Origin of the sequence: Kitasatospora sp. NPDC056138 (assembly GCF_042264695.1) — a bacterium.
Taxonomy (GTDB): domain Bacteria; phylum Actinomycetota; class Actinomycetes; order Streptomycetales; family Streptomycetaceae; genus Kitasatospora.
The window spans coordinates 37,874-63,025 of record NZ_JBHJVK010000026.1; the positions used below are offsets into that span (position 1 = coordinate 37,874).

The 25,152-nt window shown below is 71.5% G+C and carries 21 protein-coding genes and 1 pseudogene; 3 read left to right on the top strand and 19 right to left on the bottom strand.

Annotated features, from left to right (window positions below):
- Positions 1-19: 19 nt before the first annotated feature.
- Genes ACFC1R_RS18135 through ACFC1R_RS18145 form a run of 3 tightly spaced genes read right to left on the bottom strand, consistent with a single transcriptional unit; the run spans position 20 to position 3,350 of the window.
- Positions 20-2,338, bottom strand: a complete 2,319-nt coding sequence (locus ACFC1R_RS18135) for a putative T7SS-secreted protein (protein ID WP_375939628.1) — start codon at positions 2,336-2,338, stop codon at positions 20-22.
- Complete coding sequence (locus ACFC1R_RS18140) at positions 2,338-2,973, bottom strand: hypothetical protein (protein WP_375939630.1); 636 nt, start codon at positions 2,971-2,973, stop codon at positions 2,338-2,340. Before ACFC1R_RS18140 ends, ACFC1R_RS18135 begins: the two co-directional genes overlap by 1 nt.
- A complete protein-coding gene (locus tag ACFC1R_RS18145; protein ID WP_375939632.1) occupies positions 2,973-3,350 on the bottom strand; it encodes an SseB family protein in 378 nt (125 codons plus the stop codon). The genes ACFC1R_RS18140 and ACFC1R_RS18145 overlap by 1 nt, the downstream gene beginning before the upstream one ends.
- Positions 3,351-3,797: 447 nt before the next feature.
- Here ACFC1R_RS18145 and ACFC1R_RS18150 point away from each other — a divergent pair, with 447 nt between their 5' ends.
- Positions 3,798-4,484 carry a ribonuclease H gene (locus ACFC1R_RS18150; RefSeq protein ID WP_375939634.1) on the top strand — a complete coding sequence of 229 codons (687 nt, stop codon included), beginning with the start codon at positions 3,798-3,800 and terminating at the stop codon, positions 4,482-4,484.
- Between the two features lie 299 nt (positions 4,485-4,783).
- Here the strand turns inward: ACFC1R_RS18150 and ACFC1R_RS18155 are convergent, their stop codons facing one another.
- The 4 genes from ACFC1R_RS18155 to ACFC1R_RS18170 all read right to left on the bottom strand — a co-directional run bounded on the left by ACFC1R_RS18155 (position 4,784) and on the right by ACFC1R_RS18170 (position 9,009).
- Positions 4,784-5,503: a hypothetical protein gene (locus tag ACFC1R_RS18155; protein ID WP_375939636.1), complete on the bottom strand. Its 720-nt coding sequence runs from the start codon at positions 5,501-5,503 to the stop codon at positions 4,784-4,786.
- A gap of 11 nt (positions 5,504-5,514) precedes the next feature.
- The gene (locus ACFC1R_RS18160) at positions 5,515-6,720 is read right to left on the bottom strand and encodes an FAD-dependent oxidoreductase (protein ID WP_375939638.1); all 1,206 of its coding nucleotides are present in this window, start codon (positions 6,718-6,720) and stop codon (positions 5,515-5,517) included.
- A complete protein-coding gene (locus ACFC1R_RS18165) occupies positions 6,720-8,666 on the bottom strand; it encodes a LodA/GoxA family CTQ-dependent oxidase (RefSeq protein ID WP_375939640.1) in 1,947 nt (648 codons plus the stop codon). The genes ACFC1R_RS18160 and ACFC1R_RS18165 overlap by 1 nt, the downstream gene beginning before the upstream one ends.
- A gap of 127 nt (positions 8,667-8,793) precedes the next feature.
- A complete protein-coding gene (locus ACFC1R_RS18170; RefSeq protein ID WP_375939642.1) occupies positions 8,794-9,009 on the bottom strand; it encodes a hypothetical protein in 216 nt (71 codons plus the stop codon).
- A 405-nt stretch (positions 9,010-9,414) separates the two neighbouring features.
- Here ACFC1R_RS18170 and ACFC1R_RS18175 point away from each other — a divergent pair, with 405 nt between their 5' ends.
- Positions 9,415-10,374, top strand: a complete 960-nt coding sequence (locus ACFC1R_RS18175) for an NAD-dependent epimerase/dehydratase family protein (RefSeq protein ID WP_375939644.1) — start codon at positions 9,415-9,417, stop codon at positions 10,372-10,374.
- Positions 10,375-10,870: 496 nt separating this feature from the next.
- On the opposite strand, the gene ACFC1R_RS18180 is transcribed toward ACFC1R_RS18175, so the two are convergent.
- Complete coding sequence (locus ACFC1R_RS18180) at positions 10,871-11,764, bottom strand: DUF2268 domain-containing protein (protein WP_375939646.1); 894 nt, start codon at positions 11,762-11,764, stop codon at positions 10,871-10,873.
- Positions 11,765-11,976: 212 nt separating this feature from the next.
- The gene (locus ACFC1R_RS18185; RefSeq protein ID WP_375939648.1) at positions 11,977-12,507 is read right to left on the bottom strand and encodes an RICIN domain-containing protein; all 531 of its coding nucleotides are present in this window, start codon (positions 12,505-12,507) and stop codon (positions 11,977-11,979) included.
- A gap of 296 nt (positions 12,508-12,803) precedes the next feature.
- On the opposite strand from ACFC1R_RS18185, the gene ACFC1R_RS18190 reads away from it, so the two are divergent.
- Positions 12,804-12,941, top strand: coding sequence for a hypothetical protein (locus ACFC1R_RS18190; RefSeq protein ID WP_375939650.1), 138 nt, complete (start codon positions 12,804-12,806; stop codon positions 12,939-12,941).
- A gap of 285 nt (positions 12,942-13,226) precedes the next feature.
- Here ACFC1R_RS18190 and ACFC1R_RS18195 read toward each other — a convergent pair whose 3' ends face one another.
- The 10 genes and pseudogenes from ACFC1R_RS18195 to ACFC1R_RS18240 all read right to left on the bottom strand — a co-directional run bounded on the left by ACFC1R_RS18195 (position 13,227) and on the right by ACFC1R_RS18240 (position 25,038).
- Positions 13,227-13,676, bottom strand: coding sequence for a GNAT family N-acetyltransferase (locus ACFC1R_RS18195; protein WP_375939652.1), 450 nt, complete (start codon positions 13,674-13,676; stop codon positions 13,227-13,229).
- Between the two features lie 289 nt (positions 13,677-13,965).
- Positions 13,966-15,153, bottom strand: coding sequence for a glycosyltransferase (locus ACFC1R_RS18200; RefSeq protein ID WP_375939654.1), 1,188 nt, complete (start codon positions 15,151-15,153; stop codon positions 13,966-13,968).
- Between the two features lie 483 nt (positions 15,154-15,636).
- Positions 15,637-16,611 carry a WGR domain-containing protein gene (locus ACFC1R_RS18205; protein WP_375939656.1) on the bottom strand — a complete coding sequence of 325 codons (975 nt, stop codon included), beginning with the start codon at positions 16,609-16,611 and terminating at the stop codon, positions 15,637-15,639.
- A gap of 85 nt (positions 16,612-16,696) precedes the next feature.
- Positions 16,697-16,901, bottom strand: a pseudogene (locus tag ACFC1R_RS18210) (IS630 family transposase); the annotation flags it as partial.
- A 62-nt stretch (positions 16,902-16,963) separates the two neighbouring features.
- Entirely contained in the window at positions 16,964-18,802 is a 1,839-nt protein-coding gene (locus ACFC1R_RS18215) for a methyltransferase (RefSeq protein ID WP_375939658.1), read from the bottom strand.
- 607 nt (positions 18,803-19,409) lie between these two features.
- Entirely contained in the window at positions 19,410-20,012 is a 603-nt protein-coding gene (locus ACFC1R_RS18220) for an isochorismatase family protein (RefSeq protein ID WP_375939660.1), read from the bottom strand.
- Positions 20,013-20,187: 175 nt separating this feature from the next.
- Entirely contained in the window at positions 20,188-21,183 is a 996-nt protein-coding gene (locus tag ACFC1R_RS18225; protein ID WP_375939662.1) for a GlxA family transcriptional regulator, read from the bottom strand.
- A gap of 195 nt (positions 21,184-21,378) precedes the next feature.
- Positions 21,379-22,332: an adenosine kinase gene (locus ACFC1R_RS18230; RefSeq protein ID WP_375939664.1), complete on the bottom strand. Its 954-nt coding sequence runs from the start codon at positions 22,330-22,332 to the stop codon at positions 21,379-21,381.
- 173 nt (positions 22,333-22,505) lie between these two features.
- Complete coding sequence (locus ACFC1R_RS18235; protein ID WP_375939666.1) at positions 22,506-23,636, bottom strand: glycosyltransferase; 1,131 nt, start codon at positions 23,634-23,636, stop codon at positions 22,506-22,508.
- Positions 23,637-23,682: 46 nt separating this feature from the next.
- Positions 23,683-25,038 (bottom strand): acetyl-CoA carboxylase biotin carboxylase subunit family protein, encoded by a 1,356-nt coding sequence (locus tag ACFC1R_RS18240; protein ID WP_375939668.1) that lies wholly within the window; start codon positions 25,036-25,038, stop codon positions 23,683-23,685.
- Positions 25,039-25,152 lie beyond the last annotated feature (114 nt).

The following is a 25,152-nucleotide window of genomic DNA, read 5'->3' on the forward strand; positions in this document are numbered from 1 at the left end:
CGGTCATCCTTCTTCGTCATCACAGGATCACGCCGTAGACGTGGAACTTGCCGTTCAGCTCGACCACCTTGTCGACACGCCACTGCAGTCCTCGGCCGAGGAGCAGCTCTCGCTCGCTGGCGCCGAATCGGCCCGCGTCCTCGACCCAGAGCCCCGGCGTCCCTTCGGGGACCCTGAGGTGCAGCATCGCCTGCTTGCCCCGGAACGCGGCAGGCACATCGTCACCGGGCGAGGTGGACATGTAGCCCTTCTCGGTGAAGGTCTCCCCTTCCATCTCCTTCGGGGGCTTGTCGATGAAGTCGAGGTCGATGCCCCGGCTGACCACGACGTCCTCCGGGACGGGATGGACCGCGATCGCCTTGTCGAGTTCGGCGATCCGGCGCGCCGGTTCCCCCGTCGGGTTTCCCTGGTCGCGGAGAGGATCGTTGAACTGCCCACTGCCCTCCGTGTATGCCCTTACGGCGTCCTTCTGCGACTCGGGAAGTCTGCTGACGTCGTCGTTCCACGATTTGCCGAAGTCCTCGATGTCGTAGTCGTCCATCATCCTGCGGGTGCCCTTGGATATTTCGGCCTGGGCGGCCTTCATGTCCTCCAGGGCCTGGCTGCGCTGTGCCACGACATCGGGCGATTCCCGGTTCCTGAGCCAGTCCGGTATGTCGTGCGCGGGTTCGGGGGCGTGCGCAGGGGCGGTCTCGTGGCCCGGGGAAGGGTCGTGCCCGGTCGCCGGCTCGTGGCCTGAGGCAGGCTCGTGCTCGGGGGCCGGCTCGTGCTCAGGTGTGTGCTCGGGGGCGTGCTCCGGCTCGGGGCTGTGCTCGGGCGTGTGCTCGGGGGCGTGCTCCGGAGCCGGCTCGTGGGGCGGGGCCGGCTCGGGGGCGTGGGCCGGCTCGGGGGCGTGGGCCGGGGCTGCCTCCGGGGCAGGGGAGTGGACGGCGGTCGGCTCGGTGGCCGGGCCGTGGACGGGGGCGGGCTCCGGTGCGTGGACGGGAGCCGGCTCGGGGGCGGCCGGGTGGACGGCGGCGGGTTCGGTGGGCCGCACGTGCTCGGGGAAGGCACTCACGTCGAAAGCGGGCGCGGCGGGGTGGTTCGGCGCCGCGGTGCCGGCCCGTTCGGCGGCGTCGGCGGTGGCCCGCTCGGCGCTGTCGGCCGCGGCGCGTTCGGCGGCGTTCTGGCCGGCGTTCTCCACCGCCCGGACTCCGCCGCGTTCGCCCGCGGCCGCCGCCGCGTCCATGGCCACCCGCGCGCCCGCGACACCGGCTTCGCTGCTGCCGCCGGTGGCGAGGCCGGAGAGCAGGTTGAACACCGTCGTGCCGCCGGCCTCGGCCGGGTCCTTGCCCCAGCCCGAGCCGACGATCGCCGACACCAGCTCGGTCGGGTGGTTGGCGGTGTGGACCAGGCCCGCGGCCACCGAGTTCACGTGGTCGAGGTAGAGCGCGGGATGCGTCAGGTTGTACGGGTCCTGCGGGTTCAGGCCGCGCCCGAACTTCACCAGGTCGGTGGCGCCCTTGACGATGCCGCCCTCGAAGTGGACCACGCCGACCGTCGCACCCGTGGTGAAGTCGGCGATGTCCAGGCCGATTTGGTTTAGCAGACCGGGCTCCTTCGGTGCCCTGCTGGTCGCGGCCGTGATCGCCTGCGCGGCCGTCCGGGCCGCACTGTCGCGCTGCTGACGCGCGGACCGCAGCAGCTCCTGGGCCTGCCTGAGGCCCGCCTCGCCCGGATCGTGGAACTCCCCCAGCGCGGTGGGCGGGGTGGCGCTCTGTCCGGCCGAGGCCGCCCGCTTGTAGTCGTCGAGCGCGCTGTTGTACTGGTTGACCTGCCGGTTGTAGGCGTCACGAGCGTCCTCGGACGCCTTCTTCGCCGCCTTGAAGGCATCGATCGCCTGCTGCGCCTGGTCCTGCGCCCAGGTGATCGTGCTCTGGTACGTCTCCAGGGCCTTCCCGGCGGCCGCGCACGCGTCACCGGTGACCATCCACGCCGCGGGCTGCGGGGAGAACTTCTTGCGGAACGCCTCCGCCGCCTCGCCCTGCCAGTGCTCGGAGTCCAGCCGGGTCAGCCCCGCACCGGTCTCCTCGAAAGCCTGGGCGAACTTCTGCAGGTGCTGAGCACTCTCCCCGACCGCCTTGGCGTCACCGTGCACCAGCTCCTTCGGGTCGTCGCTCTCCCCGAGGTTCAACTCACCGACCGCCGCACCGAGATCGTCCGCGATCCGGTCGCCGTACTTGTCCACCGCGTGCGCCGCGTCGTGCAGGCCGACCAGGTCCAGGCCGTCACCCACGATGTGCGCGTGCACGTCGACGAACTCGCCGAAGCCGCTCTTGATCGAGTCGAGGACGCCCATCAGCCCCCCTCGTCGGTCAGCTGCGCGTACTGCTGGTCGAGGTTCTTCGCCGCCGCCTTGGCCTTGGCCTGCTCGGTCATCAGGCCGTCCAGGTTTCCGGTCAGCGAGGCCGCGACCTCAAGGTGCGGGTTGGCCAGCAGGTCGGCCTCCTCGTTCTTCCAGGTGGCCGCCGTGTGGACGGCCGCATCCTGGTAGGACTTGGCCGAGTAGTCGGCGTCCCGGACCTGGGTGAACGGGTTGTCCGAGACCGTCTTCCCCCAGGACTGGCCCTCCACCTGCTCCCGCGTCAGGTTCGGATTGCCCATCGCCGCGTTGACCACGTCCTTCACCACGCCCGACACGTACTGCTCCTGGTCGTGGTAGAGCCCCGCCGACAGGTGCAGCTTCTCGGCGATGTCGGTACCGGTCTGCACCAGCCCGCGGACACCCCACGACCAGCGCTCGCAGAACTCGTCGAAGACGCTCTTCAGCTCCGGATGGCCGATCTGCATGCCCGTCAGCTCGAGATTGGTGAAACCACGGCCGACCTCGGCACCCTCGACGATCCCGATCGACTTCAACTCACCGATCGCGTCGTTGATCCCGGCCGCCGTCTGCTTCAACGCCTCCGGATCGACCTTGTACCACTCGGCCATCAGCCTCTGCTCCCGTTCGGCGCGCCCGCTCCCGCGCCCGCGCCCGCATCCAGCGCGACCGCGTCCGGCACGATCCCGCGCATCGGCGGGAACAGCATCGGCTGCTTCCCCGCCACGTCAACCGCCACTCCGCCCGGGACGCCCAGGGCCGGCACCGCCACGTCCAGCAACCGCGAGCCGTACACCGTCAGGTAGTCCAGCCGGTCGCCCCCGAACTGCCGCGCCCTCGCGAAAGCCGTCAGCTCGGCCTCACTGCTGAACGCGAAGATCCACCGCAGCCCGCCCTCGTCACCGGTCCACAGCAGACCCTCCGAAGTCCGCGGCACCAGAAGCACACTCGACCGGAACTCCCCGACCAGCAGCCACGGATCCCCCATCTGCGCATACAACAACCGGAGTTGATGCGTCAGCCCCGCATTGGCCACCAAGCTCCCCCTCCACGGCGGACACGACAGCCCACCAGCTTAGACCGGTTCGATCTTGGGAAATGCCGACGCAGTCCGGCCCGCCACGGCCTGCCCGGTCCACTCCCGCTGCCCGGAGGCACCCGGCGCGGCGCAGGTACGGCCTGCTTCCGGTACGGAGGAGTCCACCCGGCAGCGGCGGGGTGCTGTGGGGAATCGCGTTGCGGCGCTCGCCGCCGGAGTACGCCCGGCCGACCGGCGGTGACACGGCGGTGACACGGCGGTGCCGCCCGCCCCGTCCTTGTACGCCCGGCCGACCGGCCACCCGGCGGTGACACGGTGGTGCCGGCCACTCCGTCCTTCCGTGAGCGGACGACCTGCCGCACCCGGCACGGGTGCCGGCCTGGCATCATCGAGGGCATGGTCGAGAGAATCGTCGCGGCGTGTGACGGAGCAGCAAAAGGGAATCCCGGGCCGGCGGCCTGGGCCTTCGTGGTCGCGGACAGCACCGGGGCCCCGCAGCGCTGGCAGGCCGGTCCGCTCGGGCACAGCACCAACAACGTCGGCGAGCTGACCGCGCTGGAGCAGCTGCTGGCCTCGACGGACCGCACCACCGCGCTGGAGGTCCGCCTCGACAGCACCTACACGCGCGACGCGGTGACGAAGTGGCTGAAGGGGTGGAAGCGCAACGGCTGGAAGACGGCCGGCGGCAAGCCGGTGGCCAACCGCGAGCTGATCCAGCGCATCGACGCCCTCCTGGAGGGGCGGGACGTCACCTTCGTGTACGTCCCAGCCCACCAGGTGGACGGCGACCCGCTGAACGCGATCGCCGACAAGGCTGCCAGCGACGCCGCCCGCACCCAGCAGGCCGCCGGCGGAACCGCGGCCGATCTGCCCGTACCGGACCCGGTCCGGGCCTCCCCGTCGCGGGGCGCCCGCCCCTCGGCCGCTCCCGCGCGGAAGCGGAGTTCCTCGGGCGGCTCGCGGACGCTGCCGGCACGGTTCCCCGGAACCTGCCCGTGCACCCGTCCGTACGCCAAGGGCGACACGATCACGAAGGTCGGCCAGAGCTGGGGACACCCTCAGTGCGCGGTCGCGCAGGCCTGAGTACCGCGCGGGCCTGAGTACGCGGGCCTGAGTACGGGGAGCGGACACCGCGTGGTCCGGCCCGGCACCTGCGGGGCCGTCGTCGTACGGTGATCCGCGCCGGCGAGGGCCGGGCCGCCGGGCTGCGGGACACCGGGCCGGCCGGTGCCGCTCCGCTCCTGGTCGGCAGCACGCGCACGGGGAGCTCCGGCTGGTCGCAGGTGGCGTCGAACGTCCCCGGGTGCCGGGTGCCGGGTGCCGGGTGCCGGACGCGGCCGGACGGCCGGGGGCGGGCGTCGCCCCCGGCCGTCCGGGGTGGGTCAGGCGTTGAGTGTGGTGATGTTCCACCAGCGTTCGTCGCCCATGCTGAGGGTGATCGGCAGCCTGCCGTCCGCGCCGCGGTCGAGCACGGCCGCGTAGCTCGGATCGGGCAGCGGCCGGGTGGTCCACGGCTGGCCGCCGTGCCCGCCGTCGGGGACCGCCGGGATGGTCAGCTCAAGGGCCTTGCCGAGATCGTCCTGGGTGACGCCGGCCGGTACCCCGCGCAGCGAGACGATCTGCTCGTAGTGCGGGCGCTTGACCAGCCGGTGCGCGATGTGGGCCTCCTCGCCCCGGCCGTAGAGCAGGTAGGTGAGGTGCTCGGGGAAGTTCTCCTCGCTGAACCGGCGGAAGTTCAGCACCCGTGCGATGCGCGCGGTGAAGCCCCCCGAGATCGGCTCCCAGACCCGGTCCTCGCCGTTGCCGGTCTGGGTGACCCGGTCGAGCCGGGCGGGGTAGGAGGTGACGGAGCCGTCCCCGATCGGCGGGAGCACCATGTCCGTGGTGTTGCGGACGGCGTGCCAGCTGGCCGGGTGATCGGCCTGGTCCTTGAGGTAGATGTCGACGATGTCGGTGGGCAGGGCGTACTCCAGCAGGACCTGGTAGCGGTGCTCGGCCATGCCGAACATCGCCAGGTGGTAGCCGAACACCGTTTCGCGGCCGGCCAGGATGAAGGAGTGGACCGACGGGTCCTCGTGCTCGTGGTCGTGACGGGGAGTCATTGCGGTGCCTTTCACTGCTCGGTGGTGAGGGTGGGGTGGCGGCGCTGCCAGAAGGGGTGGTCGTACCAGCGCTGCTCCAGCGCGTACACCGCGAGGTGGTTGCGCCGGTACGCCGCGAGCAGTGCCGTCACGTCGGTGCGGTAGGAGGACAGGGCGTCGTCGTCGCCGGCCAGGTGCCGGTGGAGGGCGCGGGCGCCCGCCATGCCGGTGTGGAGGGCCGTGAGGACGCCCTGCGAGGAGATCGGGTCGAACGCGGTGGCGGCGTCCCCGACGGCGATCCAGCCCTCGCCGACGGGTGAGTCGAGGTGCGCCGAGTGCGCCGGGGCCCGGCGGGGCCGGGCCTGTGCGGGCAGCGGATGGGCTGCGGCCCGGGGTGCGACGTGGCTGGTCCGGGCCAGCAGCCGGGCGAGATCGGCGGCGTCGCGCGGCGTCGGCGGAGCGAGGTCGGCGTCGGTGAAGTAGGCCACCAGGCGTCGGCCCCCGGGCAGCAGGGTGGTGTACCACCAGCCGTCCTCGGCGGCCTCGACCAGTGACGACTGCTCGCCCGGCCGGCCGGTGGCGGCGGGTGCCAGTTCCAGGCAGCTGGCGACCAGCCGGTCGGTCCGCCGGTGGCCGGCCCGGTGTGGGGCGGCCACCGCCCGGCCGCGTCCGCTGGCGTCCACCAGCCAGGCGCACCGCACCACCCGCTCCGCCGGCGGCCCCACCTCCGGGCCCGGCCCCGCCACCGGCTCCGGTACCCGGCCCCGCACCGGTGGCGCGCCCCGCAGGGCGACCGTCCAGCCGCCGTCCGGGCGGCGGGCCACCCGGCGGACGGAGGTGCGCTCGGCCACCTCGGCCCCGGCCGCGCGGGCCTCCGCGCGCAGCGCCCGGTCGAACCTGCGCCGGTCCAGGTGCCAGCCGGGACCGTTGGGATCACGGATGAAGTCGATCCGGTCCAGCGCGGGCGAGCCCCAGGCCGACAGGTTGGCGTAGCAGGGCAGATGCCCGTCGCTCAGCGGCCGGTCGCCGGCGCCGAGGTCGTGCAGCAGGACGCGGGCCGCCGAAGGCAGTGACTCGCCGGTCTTCGGCGGACCGGTGCCGGCGTCGGCGAGCAGGACGGAGCGACCGGCACGGGCCAGGGCCAGCGCGGCCGCCGCCCCGGCCGGCCCGCCGCCCACCACGAGTACGTCGAAGCTCCCGCCCTCGTCGGTACGGCGGCCGGCCGGTCGCGCGGCCATCAGACGTTGTCGCGGAACGGCGAGACCTTGTCGATGAAGCCGGCCGTCACCTCTTCGGCGGTGTAGCCGCTGACGGCGATGGCCTGGTCGACGGCCGCGGCGGCGACCGCGGGGTCGGCGGCGGCGGCCTGTGGCACGTGCAGGGTCACCAGGTTCTGCGTGAGCGGCACGCCCCTCAGGTCGATCGACGGCTCCGACTCCACCTGGATCCGGTCGGGGAAGTCCTTGGCACCGTCGCGTACTTCGACGATGCCGAGCCGGAACCAGTCGTCGATCATCTGGTTGAGCTGTTCGGTGTTCTGCCCCCGGAGCCCGCGCAGCCAGACGGCGCGCCGCTCGAAGGCCTCGGTGCGCTCCGCCAGCGGCCGGCTCTCGTCCACGACCACGCGGTAGTCGTCCTCGGTGAGCACGTGGTTGGGCACCCGGGCGGGCCAGAAACTCGGCAGGTAGGGGTCGTAGCGCGGGCTGAGCGCGAGTTCGTAGCCGGAGCGGCAGCTGGCGGTGTCGGTCTGCCAGGGCACCGCCATCCAGCGGCTGAGGTCGCCAGGGCCCTGGGCGTACAGCGGGCCGTTGACGGACAGCGCCGTCTCGGGGGTGAGCTGGGGCCCGTACGACGGCTCGGGCTGGTCGGACGGGCGGTGGCGGATCCGGAACGGCGCCTGGTACATCGACGGGTGGCGGATCGGCCAGGTGACCTCGCAGCCCGGGTGGAAGGCGTCGGCCAGGCAGAAGTCCAGTGCGGCGCGGTCCAGCGCGTCCGGCCGTCCGCCGAGCGGCACGGCGTCGAGGTCCCGGGGCACCGGGACGGCGCGGGACTCGGCCCAGTCGTCCGTGAAGTCCCCGTCGGCCCAGTACTGGAACATCCGGTACTGGGTCGGGGAGAGCGCCATGTGCTGGAGCGGGGTGCGGGGCGGGATGGCCATGCCGTCGCCGTACAGCCAGGGCGACGGCACGGGCGAGCCGCCGTCCCGTCCGAAGTCGCGCAGGGCGTTGAAGACCTGACGGCGCAGTGCCCGGCGGGTGCCGGCGGTGCTGCTGAGCCGGCCGAGCATCTCCGGGGTCGCGAAGTGGCCGAGGCCGTTGAACCCGTAGTACCCGGCGAAGCCCTGGTTGACCCATTGGTGGTCACAGAAGCGCTGCAGGACCGGTGCGATGTGCCGGGCGAAGGAGACCTTCTCCGGGAACGGCAGCGAACCGTTGCCGACGAACACGTCGTACAGCAGGTCGTACAGGGTGCGGATGCCCTTCAGCGCGGGTGCGTAGTTCGGCGGGCCGACCACCACCCAGGCCGGGTCGACCGGAAGCTCGCGGCCACCGACGGTGACGCTCGCCGTGACCGGTCCGTCGGCGACGTCGTCGTGCCAGCCCTCGTTGTTGGCGAAGGTGGTCGCCGGCCTGCCGTCGTAGGAGGCCGACTGGCCGAATCCGCCGAAGACCAGCAGATTCCCGGCCTCGTCGGTGCGCAACTCGCCGAGATAGACCTCCTTCCCCATGAAGGTGCCACGGCGGAAATGGAAATCAGGACCGGAGACGTTCCGCCCGGAGATGGAGATCTCCCCGGCATCGATGATCAATTCCTTGCGGCGGTCACCGACGATGTCCTTGTTCCGCAGTTCGGAGGGCTTGGCGAGGGCGGAGTCGGGAATGTCCAGCGCGAGCTGGAACTGGTACCAGGCGGACTTCTTGTTCGCCAGGTGGGCGTTCCACCGGAGGTCGGCGTTCTCCGCCGTCAGCTCGGCGACCACCTTGCCCTGCGCGTTGTAGCCGTAGACCCGGAAGCGTGCCACCTCTCGCTTGACCGCGCCGGCGGAGTCCTTGTAGAAGCCGGGATCCCGTGGCTCGGGATCGGGTACCTCCGGCGCGAAGAAATATTCTTCGGGCGAGTTTCCGATCCGGGCGATCCCGATTGCGGGGTGGATTGCGGCACGGACGATTTCGTCCAGCATGTGATTCGACTCCTCCGAGGACATGCGGTGTGGACACCGGTGGGAAGCTCGTCAGCGGAAGAATATGGCGAGCCGGATGGATCGGATCAAATGGACACGAATAGTCACCCGGAGGAGTGAACGGGAATCAGGTTCCGCGCAAGCAGAATCGCATCGGCACAGCTGGAAATGCCCCGAGGAGCCGCTGGTGAACCCGATTCTCGAAGTCGGAGTCGGAGAAGCCAAGTTCGCGTAGGTTGCCCAGGTATTTCGGCAAGGTCAGGTAGTTCGGCAGGGGCAGGTAGACCGCCGCGTACGCGGGGGCGGTGGCCCGCGCCCGCTCGGGGCCGGTGTCGACCACCACGGCCTACGCGGGCGCGGGCAGCGGGCCGGGGCCGAGGAACTCCCGGGCGCTGCGGGTGTGTTCGGGCGTGACGAGGTAGCCGCTGCGCCCCGTGCGCGCACCCTGTACGTCCCCGGAGTGCGGGTGCTCGCGGCGGCGGGGCTTGTCGGCGAGCCGGCGCAGCGTGGCCTGCCTGATCTCTTGCTGCGGGTCTGGCCCCGGTGCTGCGAGCGGGGGCTGGTCGGGGGAGCGGCGTCCGCAGTGTCCCGCCCTTCGTGCCGCTCGCCCCGCCCGATGGCCAGTCAGCTCGCTTCTCCATCTCCCTCTTGCGATGGCATATCGCGATAGTTATAGTCTCTAACACAAGCGAGCAGGCATCACTCGCAGGCCGGACGGCCGTGCGGGACGAAAGATCGGGAGAAGGACATGAACGGACACGAGCAGCAGCTGCACGTCGTGCTGGGCGCCGGGCCGGCCGGAAGCACCCTGGCCGGGGAGCTGGCGCGGCGCGGCCACGCGGTGCGCCTGGTGGACCGGTCGGGCGACGGGCCCGCGTTCGGCGGGGTGGAGCGCCGGGCGGCCGACGTGAGCACCGTCCAGGGGGCGCTCGCCGCCGTCGAAGGTGCTGCGGTGGTGTACCACTGCGTCAACGTCGCCTACCACCTGCAGGTCGAGGTGATGCCGAGGATCCAGCGTGCCGTCCTGGGGGCCGTCGAGGCCACCGGCGCCCGGTTGGTCGTCCTCGACACCCTCTACCCGTACGGTCCGACCGGCGGGGTTCCGATGACGGAGCGGACCGCCTGGAACGCCGTCAGTCGCAAGGGCCGGATGCGGGCGGAACTGGACGCGGTCTACCTCGACGCGCACCACGCGGGCCGCGTCAGGGTGGTCCTGGGGCGCTCGGCGGACTTCGTCGGCCCCGGCGTGGTCAACTCCACCCTGGGCGGTGCGGTCTTTCCCGGGGCACTGACCGGTGGCGAGGTGCTGGGTCTGGGCGACCTGGACCTGCCGCACAGCTACACCGACGTCCGCGACGTGGCCGCCGGTCTCGCCACGCTCGGCGAGCGCCCGGAGGCGGACGGCCGGGTCTGGCACCTCCCCACCGCGCCCGCCCGCACCACCCGGGAGGTCCACACGATGATCGCCGAGCGGGTCGGTGCCCCGCTCTCGGTGGTCGTCCTGGACGAGGCCCGGCCCTTCGGCCCGTTCGACGAGGTCTTCATGGGCGAGTTCGAGGAGATGTTCTACCAGTACACCGAGTCCCAGGTGATGGACAGCGCCGACATCCAGCGCACCCTCGGCCTCGCCCCGATCCCGCTGGAGCAGACCATCGACGACACCATCGCCTGGTACCGGGAGTGGCTCGCCGCCCGGGTGACCGCCTGAGCCGGCCGTATTCCGACATCGACGATCCTTGGCGCTGCTCGCCGGCAGGTGGATGGCGGGGCGAAGAAGTCAAGAGGTCCAGACCGAAAGGCCTGGACCTCTTGACCGTATCTCAAGCCCGTTGGCACCCGGGGGAGTGTGTGGGGAGATCCATTGCAAATCGCCGTTGAGCCACGAGTCGATGGCCACCCGCCCCCGCTGCCCAGCCTCCGGCATGAAGTGCGCGTAGGTCTTCAGAGCGATGACCGGCGAGGCGTGCTCCATCCATTGAGCCAGCGACACGACCGACTCTCCAGCGTGCAACTGCACGCTTGCACAGGTGTGCCTCAGGACATGGAAGCCCCACTCCCGAGACGGCACCCAACCGCTCACGCCCTTCTCTGCCCGTGCCTCGTCGCTCCGAGCCGGGATGATGCCCGCCGCAGCGAGAGCCGGCTTCCGGATATCCGGGTCGAAGATGTTCGCACCCCTCCGGACGCGGTTTGCCACGGGACGGTCACGCGCCGGTCGGCACGCCCGCGTTGACGAGGATCTCGCGCGCCGACAGGGCGACGCTCTGGGCAGCGGTCAGACCGGAGGCCGCCAGGTGGGCATCCACGATCCGCAGTCCGGCCGCGTACCCGGCGAAGTCCGGCAGCCCCACGGGCTGCTGCCCCATGCGCTGCGCGGTGGCGTCGCCGAAGACGTAGGCGGGCAGATTCTGCATCCCGGCCACGTCGATCCCGACAGTGATCTTCTCGTAGGCGTTGTCCAGTTCGGCGCCGGTCAGCGCCTTCGTCCAGGGGCCCATGGCCTGCTCGCCGGCCAGCTCCCGCACGAACGCCTCGGCCAGTCCCTCGGCGACGACCTGCTCGCCGACGGTCACGGCCATCGGGTTCCAGACCACGTTCGCGTAGCGCACGTTGTGATGGAGCTCGTGTGCGGCGGCGTGGTCGATCTTCGTCAGGCTGGTGTCGGTGGGCCAGATCGTCAGCTGGATCGCGCCCGGGAACCCGCCCGAACCGAAATAGCCGGCACTGCGGACCGTCAGGTGGTGATCGTCGGGGTTGCCGAGCACCACCACGACGTGCACGGTCTCGGCGTGTTTCACGCCGGGCACCGCGCGGCTGATGCGCTCCCACGCGGCGGCGAGGGAGTCCTCGATCCGGTTCCACACCCCGATGTCCTGCATCTGACGCACGGCTGGCAGGTACCGTGGATCCTCACGGTCGATCCGGAAACCACTGCCCAACTGCTGGTGCATCCGGACCGGATCCACATCCCCCATCACCTTGGACATCACGCTCTGGAGCGGGCTGTAGATCTCCCGTAGGGCGTCGGGCCGTTCCTCCACCGGGCGTTGCAGGAGGTCGGTCATGGCGGACGCCGTGTCGTGAACAACGATCTTCATGACTCGGGACCGTAGGGCCTTCCGCTACGTGAGGGTCAAGAGCCGTGTTGACCGTGCCGGCGATGGCGGAGCGTGGCGGGAGCACCGGCCGTCGGCAGATGCCACCTGAGCCGAGTTCGGTGATGGCCGTCGCCGGTATGTGTCGACCAAGGGCCGTGGTCGCCTCCCGACAGCAAGGTCACATCTACGGCCGGAGTGTTAAAACGACGAGCTTAGGCCCGCTGCAGCGTCCACCTCTGGTTGGCCTGGTTGTTGCCACAGTCCCAGATGTCAGCGGGAGCGCCGTTGTCCATGCTCCAGCCGCCGATTTCAAGGCACTTCTTGTAGCCGATCATGGAGGGGATAATGCCAGAGCTCGCGTCCAACCACTGCTGGTTGGAGCCGTAGTTGCACTGCCACTGGTCCGCCGGGGCGCCGTTGTAGTCGCTGTGCGCACCGGCGATCTCCAGGCACGCACCGCTGTTGACGTTCCGGTAGTACATGCCGCCGGACGTGTCGTACACCTTCACCCACTTCTGGTTGGCTCCGCCCGTGCAGTCCCACTGACGGACCTGGGCGCCCCAGGACTGACTCCAGTCGGCGACCTCAAGACACTTGCCACTGTTCATGTTGCGGATGGTGTACGTTCCGCCGTCGGAGGTGTCGGCGTGCGCGGGTGATATCGCGGATCCGAGCAGGAAGGTGCAGGCTGTGAGGCTCACCGCGAGCGAGCGGGGAGCGGGGACGCGAAGGCGGAACGACATGTGCACCTCAAGACTGGTAGCGAATCGGGCGGACTGTGATCGATCATCACCGGCTCACAACCCGTGAAGCCGCTCCGAGGAGTTACCTCGATGCCCGGAAGCTATCTCGACGTGATGCATTTGCAATACCTTTACGAGTGCACGGGTGAGGGGCGCGGCACCTTCACCGGTGCACAGTTCTCACTGCTGGCCTGGTGGCCCTGTACGGCCGCCGACACCTGGCCGCCTGCTGAAGGTGCCACCAGTCACCGCGCGTTGAGGACGGCAGCAGCGACGCCTGCGAGATGATGCGCCGCATGACCGGCTGCACCGCCGCCGGCGCCATCACCCTCAACGGCGAGTCCATCGCCGTCATCTGCGACCTGCCACCCCACGACGGCAACCAGCACCACGACGTCGTCCACGGCGACTGGACCAGCACGCCTGACGACTGACTCGTCGAGCAAGCGATTCGGTCCCGCACCTCCCCCGTGTGCGGGGCCGAATCGTGTTCACGGCCCGCACCGACCGTCGTGTTCCGACAAGGCGCAGGGTGGTGCGGGTGCGCATGGTCCCCCCGGGGACGGTGATGGTCAGGGGGGACGGCGCAGGGTGGGGCCGGTGAAGTTGCCGACGTGTGACCCTGCACTGGAGTCCGCCCAGGCCGCACGGCTACTGGCCCCGCTCGGCTCCGGCCGGCGGGGCGGCTTCGTGCATCCTGGGGCGCAGCCCCTGGCGGATCAGACCCCCGACCGATAGAAGACCTTCCCCTCGTGCGGCGCGATCCCAAGAGCCTCGTACAGCTCCAAGGCCGATGGATTGTCGCGGTCCGCCGTCCATTCCACCCTCGAACAGCCGAGCTCCCGCGCATGCTCGTGGACGGCGGCCATGAGCATCCGGGCGAGACCGCGACGCCGGTACGGCGCCCGGACGTAGAGCTCCTTCAGATACAGCGAAACGTCGGCACCGGCGGCTGGCCACAGGCGGCTGACGGCGGCGAGCCCGGCCACCTGCTGCCCGTCCCTCGCGAGAAAGACAACCGCCGCTGGCGCGGGCCCGAACAGTGCGGCCGTCACATCGTCGAGCGGCGGCGGCGTACTCGCACCGCCGTAGTACTCCTCGACTTCACCGAGGATCGTTGCGATCGTCTCGGCGTCCGCAACGGTAGCGAACACGATGTCCAGCGCCATTCGCGTGCCTCTCATCCGCCCGGAGGCAGGGCAAGCAGCCCCTGCAGTACCCGCACCTCCGGCAGTCGTCGGTCGGTCTCAGGAACGCTAGCGGCAAGATCCCGAGCACGGTAGAGAACAATCGGGCTGCGGAACTCCGGAGGCAGAGCTGCCACGGACTCGGCGGCAAGGTGAGCCCACGGCAACCGCGGTGACCGGACCAGGACGATCTCCGCCGATCACGCCTGAGCCGTACACCCGTTGAAGCCCGAGGCCAAGGCGGCCTCGGGCTTCAACACGTTCCGGAACCTCAACGGCCGGCGACGGACAGGAGAACGTCCACCAGCCGCTCGGCAGCATCAGGCCGTCCCTGCGACCGGGCCCGCTGCGCCATGTCGGCGCGACGGCCCGGGTCTGCGAGCAGGGGCGCCACGGCCTCCTGCAGGCCGGCCGGGGACACCTCGCCGAGCAACGCGACTGCCGCGCCCAACTCCTGCAGATGGCCGGCATTGTGGGCCTGCTCGTTGCCGGCGGAGCTCGCGAGCGGGATGAAGACCGCCGCCTTGCCGAGGGCGGTCAGCTCGGCGATCGTGCCGGCACCGCTGCGGGAGATCACCACGTCCGCCAGGGCGAGAACATCAGGCAGTTCCGGACCGACGAATCCGGTGACCAGGTAGCGGCTGGCCAGGTCGCCGGGAAGGGCCGCAGCCGCCTGCCGCAGACTCTCCTCATGAGCCGGCCCGCACTGGTGGATCACGTTGGCGTAGGACAGCAGCCACGGCAGGATGTCGCGCACCAACCCGTTGATCTGGGCCGATCCCTGGGCGCCGCCCGTGATGTACACGGTGGGGCGGGTGCGGTCGAACGACCACAGGCCGAGGGCTGCGACGGCCTTGTCCGCCTGGCCGGCAAGCACCTGGGGGCGCACGGGATTGCCGGTGACGACCGCCGACCCGCGGGCTGACTCCGGCAGGAACTGCAGCGTGGACTCCGACGACACCGCGAAGCACGTCGCGGCACGGGCAAGACCCCGGTTGGCCAGGCCGAGGCGCACCGTCTGCTCGTGAACGACGAGCGGGCGACGGCACATCCGGGCGGCCAGTCCCACGGGTACGGCGACGTAGCCTCCGGTGGCGAGCACCACGTCGGGGTGGAAGTCCGCAACGACTGAACGGGCCTGGGCGATGCCGAGCGGCACGCGCCCCATGTCCTTGATGTTGGCCGGCGAGGCGAGCTTGAGCGGGTTGCTGGAGCGCCGGATCTTGCCCGTGGCCACCGTGGTGAACGGGATCTGCTCGGCGGTCGTGACCTTGGCCTCCAGGCCGGTCGCTGTCCCGACCCACAGCACGTCCAACGTCCTGCCTGCGGCTGCGAGTCTGCCCTGCAGGGTGCGTACCGCGGTGAGCGCCGGGTAGGTGTGGCCGCCAGTGCCGCCACCCGTGACGATCAGGCGGAAGGCGCGCTCGGCAAGGGGGCGGTTGCGAGGGTCACTGTGCACGGAGAGCTCCCGGTCTGGACTCACCCCGGGTCTGGGGCGTGGGACATTGCGGACGATAGCAGGCGTCAGGCGATCCCATTTGAAGGGTTGTCAGCAGCTTGCTCGGACCCCGCCGCCCCAACTCCATCCCGGCAACGAGAACGCCGCACAGGCCCCTCCAAGGCCCGTAACGAGTCCGCAACGACTCCACGGCGCAGTGCCGTCGGCTGCCAGCCTGGCCGCGTGACCAACCACCAGCCGCCCGAGTGGCCCGGCCGACACCACCCTCGCCGCCGAAGGCCGGAGTCTCCAAGCGCGCGAAGATCCGCCTCGCCGTCATCGGCAGCTGCGACGCGATCGCCGCTGGCGGCAAGAGCCCCGGGAACGACCCGCCGGCCGCCGCACGCGTCCCGCGGACCGGAGCTATGACCGGGAAGGTACACCGGCTCGGGTCGGCCTTCGGCAGGCGTAGGGCTGGGGCAGCCGGAGACCGGGCCGTGTGCCTCAGTCGGTCAAGAAGGACAGCATGTCGGCGAAGGGCGGGACGGTGCCGGGGGCGAGGCGTGTGGTTTCGCCTCGGAACGAGCGCACCTCCAACCAGCTCTGCGGTGACGCCTGCGGCAGCATGTCCATGAGCTTCTGGAGGTCGGCCGATCGGTGGACCCTGAATGGCTGCGTTCGCCGGTAGGGCGACGGCTGGACGTCGAAGCGCAGGTCCACCACGGGCTGCGGCGGCCGGCCCCAGTCGCTGTAGGGCAGCGCGCCGTGACCGTGGATGCGGGCGTCGACCAGCACCTCCGGGTCCTCGTCCCCGATCTCGCAGTTGAAGACGGGGAAGGCCGTTGCCACCCGAGCCGCCGCTGCAGGGTGGGCGGCGCAAGCTCGCCCCAACGCCGGCGAGCAGAACAGTGCGAAGTCGAAGGACCCCACCGGGCTTGGCAGAGGCACCTTGTGGTGGGACCTGCCGTCGAAGGCCAGGTCACGCCTGGAGCAGAGGAACTCCAGGAAGGGAGCAACGGTGTCGGCCTGGTGCGTCCTCGCTCGAACCGCGAAGCGGACCGTGCTGCGCCCGTTGTCGCGCAGCACGTAGTACTCGTAGAAGCCCATCGGGTGGTCGGGCGCATGGGCGCGGCGGTGGACCTGGTCGAAGCCGTCGACCGGCAGGTACTGGTGTGCGGGGGCATGGGGGCCGGTGGCCCTGGTGATGACGTCCAGGACCGGCGCCTCGAGTTCGGCTTCCGCCGGATCGCAGGGAGGGGCGACCTCGACGAAGCCCTTGCGAAGGCGGTCGTTGATCTTGCGGGCTGCGTGGCGCCGTGCTTGCTCCTCGTCGTCGAGCATCGATGTGCTTGCTCTGCCCGGTGTTCGGTCGGAGCCCCATCTGAGGAAGCAGCGGATCCCCTCCTGACGGACCTCCCAGTATTCGAGCGTGGCCTCTTGCCGCTCGAACCGCCGCCATCTGGTCACCCGGCCTCCCACACCGTCTGGCGGTCCGTCCGCCAGGACCGCACGCGGGTGACCCTATCGCTCGATCGCCTGGGGCCGCCCTCGCCTTCGCCGCTGGTCAGAACACCGGGAGGGGCACTCGTCCGCCCCAGCGGAGGTCTCTCGCTGCGGATTCGGGCGCGCTCCCTGCGTTGAGCGGTGAGGACGTCGGGGTGGCGGGCGTTGGCGTTGGCGTTGCGCCCGCGCAGTCAGGTGTGCAGGGCGCGGGTCCGGACGGTGTGGACGGTGTGGTTGGAGTTCGCGAGAGTGATCAGGTCCGAGGGGCACCGCCGTCGTTCTGGCACGGATGATCGATGCCGCTGACACGGACCCGACCGCCACGAGATCACGGAGCCGAGTCGGTGCCGCGACACGGCGAGCCGGACTGCTGGGGGAGTCCACTGTCGGACGTCCTCTTGCGGGCCCGGAGCAGGTTGCCGTCCAGCGGCAGGTCAGAGATTGTGAGCAGTTCGAAACCGGCCTCGGCCAGCAGCCTGCGGTAGTGCCCGGCGGTCCGCTCCCTGCCCCCGACGTTGCAGAGCATGTGGAGGTCCCAGGCCACGGCCAGCGACGGAGCGCCGTCCTCCGGCAACAAGCGTTCCACGATCAGCAGTCCGGCGTGGTCGGGCATGGCCCGCGCGCACTGCCGCAGGATCGCCAGGCTCTGTTCGTCGTCCCAGTCGTGCAGGACCCGGGAGAGCAGGTAGACGTCCCCGCCCCCGGGGACGGTGCGGGTGAAGTCCCCGACCACGAACTCGCACCGGTCGGCGCACCCGGCCTCGGCCAGCCTGCGGCGGGCGGCGTCCACCACGTGGGCGCGCTCGAACAGCACACCGCGCAGGTGCGGGACCCGGCGCAGGATGCGGCCGAGCAGTTCGCCGTTGCCGCCGCCGACGTCCACCACCAGCTCGGCCGTCGAGAAGTCGGCGCACTCGGCCACCGGCTCGAACATCGGTGCGCCGGCGGCCATCGCACGGTCGAAGAGCTCCGCCAGTTCGGGGTGGTCGGCGAAGTGGTCGAAGTGGCCCTTCCCGAAGAGGTGCCGGAACGCCTCCTGCCCGGTGCGCACGGAGTGGCCCAGCTCGCCGAAGGACCGGTAGAACGGCCCTCCGTAGAGCAGGGCCAGCGGGCGGAGCGAGTGGTGGACGTCGCGCCGCAGCAGCAGGCCCGGTTCGGTCAGCGCGAAGGAGTCCTCGGCCCGGGTGAGGAGGCCCAGTGATTCCAGGTAGCGCAGGAGGCGCCGCAGGCTCTGCGGATCCGTCCCGGTGCGCTCCGCCAGTACCTCGACCGAGGGAACGGCGACGGGTTCACACCCCGGTGCCGGCAGGTGCTCGGCCAGCTCCAACTCCGCTGCCACCGCGATCGCCTGGGTGGTCCAGGCCCCTGTCATCAGTTCCAGCAGGTGCCTGGCCGGGTCCTGCGGCTGGTCCTTCGGCAGGACCTGCGGCCAGTCCTGCGACTGGTTCTGCGGCCGGTGTGCGCCGTGCTCGGCGAGTACGGCGGGGTGGTGGCCTGCCGCGTGGAGTTCCAGGCGCCGGAGCCAGTGGCGGTCCGATGTGCCGTCCGTGGCAGGCGGGTTGCCGCCGGTGTTGCGGAAGTACAGGACGGTCCCGTCGTCGTGGGGGTTGTGGCCCCCGCCGTCGGCGGTCATGCCGCCCCGGCCGGTCAGCATGGAGCGCAGACCGGTCAGGACCACGCTGTCCGGGGTGTCGACCTCCAGCGCCAGGTGGGACTCATGGCGCCCGCCGCGCTCGCGGGCGGCGATCTCCCCGAGCTCCGAACCCGGCGGTACGACCAGGGCGAACACCTCGATCTCGGGTCGGTCGCCGTCCGCCCCGGTCACCGGCGCGCGCAGGATGGCGACGTCCAGGGCGCCGTCGGGCAGACCGTGACGACGGGTCAGGCGGTCGCGGACCACGGTGCTCGGCACCGGCTCGCCGGCCGTCAGGCCGAGCGTGCGGAGGTGGTCGCGGAGCTCGGCGAGCGAGGGCGGGAACACCAGGACGGCCACGTGGGCCAGCGAGCAGTGCGATCGCAGGGACCGCCGCTCCTGCTGCGTGAGCTCGGGCAGCAGCTCCGCGAGGACCGACTCGATGCCGTTGCTGCGGATGAAGTCGACTGCTCTGCCGATCAGTTCGTGATCCGCCGGGTGGAGCAGGACCTCGCTCGTGTGCCAGGCATTCAAGTGCTGGATCCTCCGATCGGACGGCAGCGTGAGGACTTCTCCTGATCAGGGCCGTGGCCCGGCTTCGTGGGGCCCGATCGGGCTGTGCCACTCCACCGAAACGGACCCGCAGGTCGCTGCGGAGCTTTCCGTGGTCAAGGCTAGCCCGCCTTCGACCGGTTGGTGCCTGATCGATGAACTCGGTTGCGGGGAAGCGTGGTTCGCACTCGTGTGCGTGTCGGCGATGCCCCCCGACGGGAACCGGTGCACGGTCGGCCGGGCCGGTTGAGCGCCGGGCTTCCGCCCGTTCCACGGTGGGGACGGCGCCGGGGGATCGGCAGCGGTACCGGCGCCCGGCGAGCCGGCCGGCCCGGGTGTACGGGGCCGGCTGGTGCGGACGGGGTTGCTGCTGCGGATCCCCCGGGCGCGGGACGCCGGGCATCCGTCCCCGTCCTTCGGCCGGCAGGCGCCCCACACGGACGCACCGGCGGACCGTCCGGGTACGGCCCGGTACGAGGGCGATCCGGTATCGGGCGGCTCGGTGTGACGATGATCCGCCGGCACACAAGGCCGGCTGCCCGAGGTTGCGCGCCGATCCGACCGGAGCCGTCGATGCGGCCCTGCGGCCCTATGCGGTGAGGTGGTCGACGGTGGGAGCGATGGTGCCGAACAGGTCGCTGATGGTGGTCAGGGCCGCGGTCTGGAGGGTGGCCGCGGCGAGGGTGCTGCCGTCGGGGGCGGCCAGTGGACGGGTGGCGGTCGCTTCGGCGACGACAGTGGGACGGTAGCCGAGGTTGAAGGCGCCCTGGGCGGTGAAGGTGACGCACATGTGGGTCATGAAGCCGGCCATCACCAGGTCCGGACCGCCCCCGAGTCCGCGCAGGGTCCTCTCCAGGTCGGTGTCGTGGAAGGCGTTGGGGAACTGCTTGACCACGACGGGCTCTCCGTCGACGGGGGCGACCTCGTCACTGATGGCGCCGATCTCGGCGCGGATGTCGTAAGGGGTGTTCTCGCCGCCGTCGTTGACGATATGGATCACCGGGGTGCCGGCGGCGCGGGCGGCGGCCAGCAGGCGGCCGCCGGCCGCGAGGGCCTGCTCGGCGCCTTCGAGGGCCATGACCCCGGTGCGGTAGGTGTTCTGGAAGTCGATCATGATCAGGGTGGTGTCGGCGAGACGGGGCAGCCGGTTGTCGAGGCCGATCACGTCACGTAGGGCGGTGGAGGCGGTCATGGGAGGTGTTCCTTTCGGCAGGGCCCTCGACGAGGAGGGCGAACGAGACGGGGGATCGAACGGAGCGGGGCACCGCACGAGGGATCAAGGGCATGGCGAAGCCGCACGGTGTACCCGCGTAGCCGCGTACCCGCGTAGCCGCGTACCTGGGAAAAACCGTGGGTCGGCTGTCGGTTCAGGTGGTGGTGGTGCGGAAGCGGCGGCGGTAGGCCGCCGGGGTGGTGCCGATCTGCTTGCGCAGCGCGCGGTGCAGGGTCTCGACGGAACCGAGTCCGCAGCCGGCGGCGACCTGGTCCAGGGGATGGTCGGTGCTCTCCAGGAGCCGACGGGCCGCCTCCACCCGGGTGGCCTCGACGTAGGCGGCCGGGCTGGTGCCGGTCTCCTGGCGGAAGACCCGGGCGAAGTGGCGCTCGCTCAGGCACATCCGAGCGGCCAGCGCGGCTGCGGACAGGTCGCCGTCGAGGTGGTCGGCGATGAACATCCGCAGCTCGTCGATGTCCCGGCGAGAGGCGGGGGGCCGGCTCAGCGGGACCGAGAACTGGCTCTGGCCGCCCTGCCGTTTGAGGTACATCACCAGTTGCCGGGCGACCGCCAGCGCGATCTCCTCGCCCAGGTCGTCGGCCACCAGCGCCAGCGTGAGGTCCATGCAGGCGCTGATCCCGGCCCCGGTCCACACCTGTCCGGACCGGATGAAGATCGGGTCGGGGTCCACCGTCACCGCCGGGTGGTCGGCGGCCAGTTGGGCGGCGGTCGACCAGTGGGTGGTGGCCGTCCGGCCGTCCAGCAGTCCGGCCGCCGCGAGCAGGTGCGCACCAGCGCAGACCGAGGCCACCCGGCGGGCTTGCGGCGCGGCCGTCCTCACCCACGCCACGACGTCCCGGTCGATCCGGGCGACCGGACCACCGGGGTGCAGGTCCACCGCGCCCGGAACGAGCAACGTGTCCAGTACCCCGGTGACTTCGGTGACCTCGGCGAAGCAGAGGTCGGTGACCAGCCGCACGCCGGCCGAGGTGGTGACCTCGCCACGGGAACGGCCCGCCAGCTGGACCTGGTAGCCCGCGCGGCCGCCGGTCTCCCGGTTGGCCAGCGCGAAGACCTCGGCCGGGCCGGTGACGTCGAGGAGGTCGACATCGGGGAAGACCGCGATGACGACACGGCGGGTGGTGGGCATGCAGCAATCGTCGTCCTGATCGCCGATGGCCGCAATGTCGGCTTTCTGTCACATCCGGACATGCCCCGGGACGCGAGTTCTCCGTAGGCCGCCGCGACCACCGGGGCCGCGACGATCAGGGTCGACGGCGGACACGGCGGACACGGCGGACACGGCGGACACGGCGGACACGACGGCTACGGCAGGTACGTGGACTCAGGCGTCCCCTGAGCCCGGTGCCGACGTCCGTCCGGCGACCGCCGGCCAGGACTCCAACTCCGCTGCCCGGGCGAGCAGATCGTCCCGGCCGATGGAGTCGGTCCTCGTCGACGGCACGGTGCAGGCGTGGGCTCCGGCGACGGCACCGTAGAGACCGCAGCGCAGCGGCGCCTCGCCACTCAGCCAGCCGAAGAGGAAGCCCGCTGCGAAGGCGTCGCCGGCGCCGTTGGAGTCCACCACCGGCCCGGGGGGCGGGACGGCCGGAAGGTGGGTCAGCTCGTCGCCGAGCAGCAGCTGCGCGCCCTCGGCGCCGGCAGTGGCGACGACCGCCCGGGCGCGGCCCCGCTCGGCGATCCGCCGCATGGTCCGCTCCGGGTCGGCCAGGGCGGTGGCGGACAGGAAGACGATGTCGGCCTCGTGGGCGAACGGCTCGTGGTAGGGCTCGGTGCCGTCCCAGTCGTGCAGGTCGGTCGAGATGGTCACCCCGGCCTCCCGCAGTACGGGAAGGGCGAAGGCGCACGGATGGGTGATGGAGACGTGGGCGTGGCGGCTCACCGAGGCGAGGGCCGCGACCGTCGCGGGAGGCAGCCGGTCCTCCTCCCGCGAGCGGCTGTTGTCGTACAGCGACAGTCGCCGCCCGTCGGGGCCGACGAGGTTCACCGCGCGCTTGGTGCCGCCGGGGAGCGGGACTTCGGTGAGCGCGATGCCCCGGTCGCGGTGCAGCGCCCGGACCAGGTCACCTGCGTGATCGTCGCCGATCATGTCGATGTGGTGCGTGCGCAGGCCCAGTGCGCTCACGCCCAGCGCGACGAAGTCCCCGGTCTGTCCCGCCCGCGTCTCGATCCCGGGCACCAGGTAGCTGTCGGAGAAGGGCAGCGGCAGCCGGGGGACGTACACGATCGTGTCGACCCCGGCGCCGCCCAGGACGAGGACGTCGGTCTCCGTGCTCATCGCTGCTCCCGTGCCGTCGTCCGACCCGACCGGTCGTCAACCGTGACTGCCGAGAGGTGAGTCAAACAGGCCGTCCGATCATCGGCAAGAAGTTTCAGAGAATTTCGGAAAATTGTTGCGGGTGGCCCTGGCGGCGGCAGGCTCCGGGGCCACCCGCAACAGCTGAAGCCCTGTCAATCCGTGCCGGTGACGAGCGCGGTGAGGCGTGGTGCCAGGGCCGTCGGGCTCGGCATCGCCGCGATCTCGGCGCGGACCTCGCGCGCCGCCCCGGCCAGTGCGTCGTCGGTGATCAGCCGTTGCAGCAGGGCCGGGTCGATCTCCTCGGCGGTCGCGCTCAGTCCGGCTCCCCGCTCGTGCACCGCGTCCGCGGTGACGAAGCGGTCGGAGCCGTCGGGCAGCACCAGCTGCGGTATGCCGGCGTCCAGCGCGGCGAGAGCGGTACCGCTGCCACCGTGATGGACCGCGGCCCCGCAGGTGCCGAGCAGCGCCCGCCACGGCACCCAGCCGTACGACCGCACGTTGTCCGGCAGCGTGCCGAGCGCGCCGAGGTCGAGGTCGCCCGTGGCGAGTACGAAGTCCGCGTCGACGTGTGCCGCCGCCGCGATCACCCGCTCGATCCTGGTCAGCCCGTCGGTCTTGGGCGGAACGGTGCCGAGCGTCACCGCCACCCGCGGGCGGTGGGCGGGCCCGGCCAGGCGCTCGGGCAGCGAGCCCTCCCCGTTGTAGGAGACCGGCCGCATCGACCAGCCGTACCGCTCGCCCGCCGCCATGCTCGGGGGCGCCAGGTCGATGGTCTCGACGTGCTCCGGCAGCCGGTGGACCCCGTGCCGGGCGAAGGCCGGTGCCATCTCCGCGAGCATCAGCGCGCGCAGTCCCGGGGTGCGTACGAACCCCAGGTCGTGCTGCACCGCGGGCACCCCCAGGCTCGTGGCGGCGAGCAGGGCCGCCGGGAAGAGGTACTCGTACACCACCAGGTCCGGCCGCCACCGTGCGGCGAGCTCGACGGTGGCGTCGGCCACCGCGTCGTTGACGTGCGCGGCCAGCGGGACGAACGCCTCCCGGTCGGCCGCGTTGGTCTCGACCACACGCTTCATCAGATCGGGCCGCCGGGTGCGGCCGGCCTCGCGGATCTCCCGGCGCCAGTCCAGACCGGGGGCGAGGGGCAGGAACGGCAGCCCCGAGCCGGCGACCACCTCCCCGCCGTCCATCGAGGCCACCGCGACCTCGTGGCCGAGCTCCCGCAGCGCCCTGGCCAGCGGGACCAGCGGGAAGAGATGGCCGACACCGGGTGCACCGGCGAACATGACACGCATTGAGGACCCCAGACAGTGGTGGTGCGAACGGCGGAGATCAGCCGGCGGCTCGGTGCAGGGCGGCCTCGAGGCCGTCCAGTACCGCGTTGCAGTCGCGGAGCAGCGTCGCGGCGTCGGCGGCGCTCAGCAGGTAGACCCCCAGCCAGTTGCGCGACCCCGCGGACGGATCGAAGACCGGTGTCGGCCGGCCCGTCGGCATGGCGAACGCGGGCACGGGCTCGATGGTGCTGCCCGGCGACAGGAGGCTCTGCCAGTCCACCGCCTGCGGGTTCCAGACCGGACCGGTCCGCCAGGGCACACCGGCCGCGTCGGTGGGGACGACGGCCACCGACGCGGCCGCCCTGACCCCGTCGGTCAGCATCGCCGCGGGGTACTCCACTCGCTCCCCGAGGAGCTGACGGACCAGCATCCCGATGGGATCGACCCCGAACACCTCGTGCACCTGCCGGGTCGTCAGGAGGCCGCCGAACCGGGCCGCGGTCTCGATGACCACCAGCTGCCCGTCCGCCATCAGCTTGAGTTCGGTGTGCGTGCCGCAGGTCTCCAGTCCGAGCGCGTCGACGGCCTGCCGCGAGACGTCCTCGATCCGGCGTTGCAGGGGCACCGGCAGCACGCACGGCGCGGTGCTGGCCACCTCGACGAACGACGGTACGGTCGGCAGCTTGGCGGTGATGGACAGGGGGTGGTAGACGCCGTCCGCGACGATGCCCTCCACGCTCACGTAGTCGCCGTAGCCCGGTTCCTCGTACCAGCCCTCGGTGGAGCCCTGCGCGATCTCCTCGACCAGCCGGTGCCGGTCGGTGTCCGCCGCGTACAGCTCGTTCATGCCCACCCGGCTGCCGGCGTGGAGCGCCGGTTCGATCTCCGCCCAGGCCGGGACGGCGTCCGCGGGCGAGGTCAGCACGAGCTGGGCGACCGATCCGGCGCCCCACGCCGGCTTGAGCAGCAGCGGGGGCGTCAACTCGTCCAGGGCGGTGTGCAGGTCCTGAACGCTGTCGACCCGGCGGAACCGGGGGATCGGCACCTGGGCCGCGGCCCAGGTCTCCCGCATCAGCCGCTTGTCCCTGGCCCGGAGGATCCCCGGCCCGGCACCGGCCAGACCGAGCCGGCTCGCGGCGTGCGCGACGGCCAGCACCGCGAACTCCGACAGGGTCAGGACGGCGTCGGCGCCGACGGCCTTCGCGTGCTCCACGATCAGCTCGACCAGGGCCTCACCGCGCGGCGGATCGGTCACCAGGTCGATGCCGGTGCAGCAGGGCCGCCACACGTCCTCTCCGGTCGTGGGCAGCGATGCGAGCGCGAGTACGTGCAGCTCTCCGCAGGCGGCCATCCGCGGGAACGCGTACTCCAGCGGTGCGCCGCCCTTGACGTAGACGTAGAGGATCTTGTTCAACTGGCTTTCTCCTGAGAACGGTTCACGTGCCGCCGCACCGGGTGGCGGGGGCGGCGGTCGAGACGAGGGCAGCCCGACGGGACGGCCGGGCCCGTGGGACGGGCGGGGCCGGTG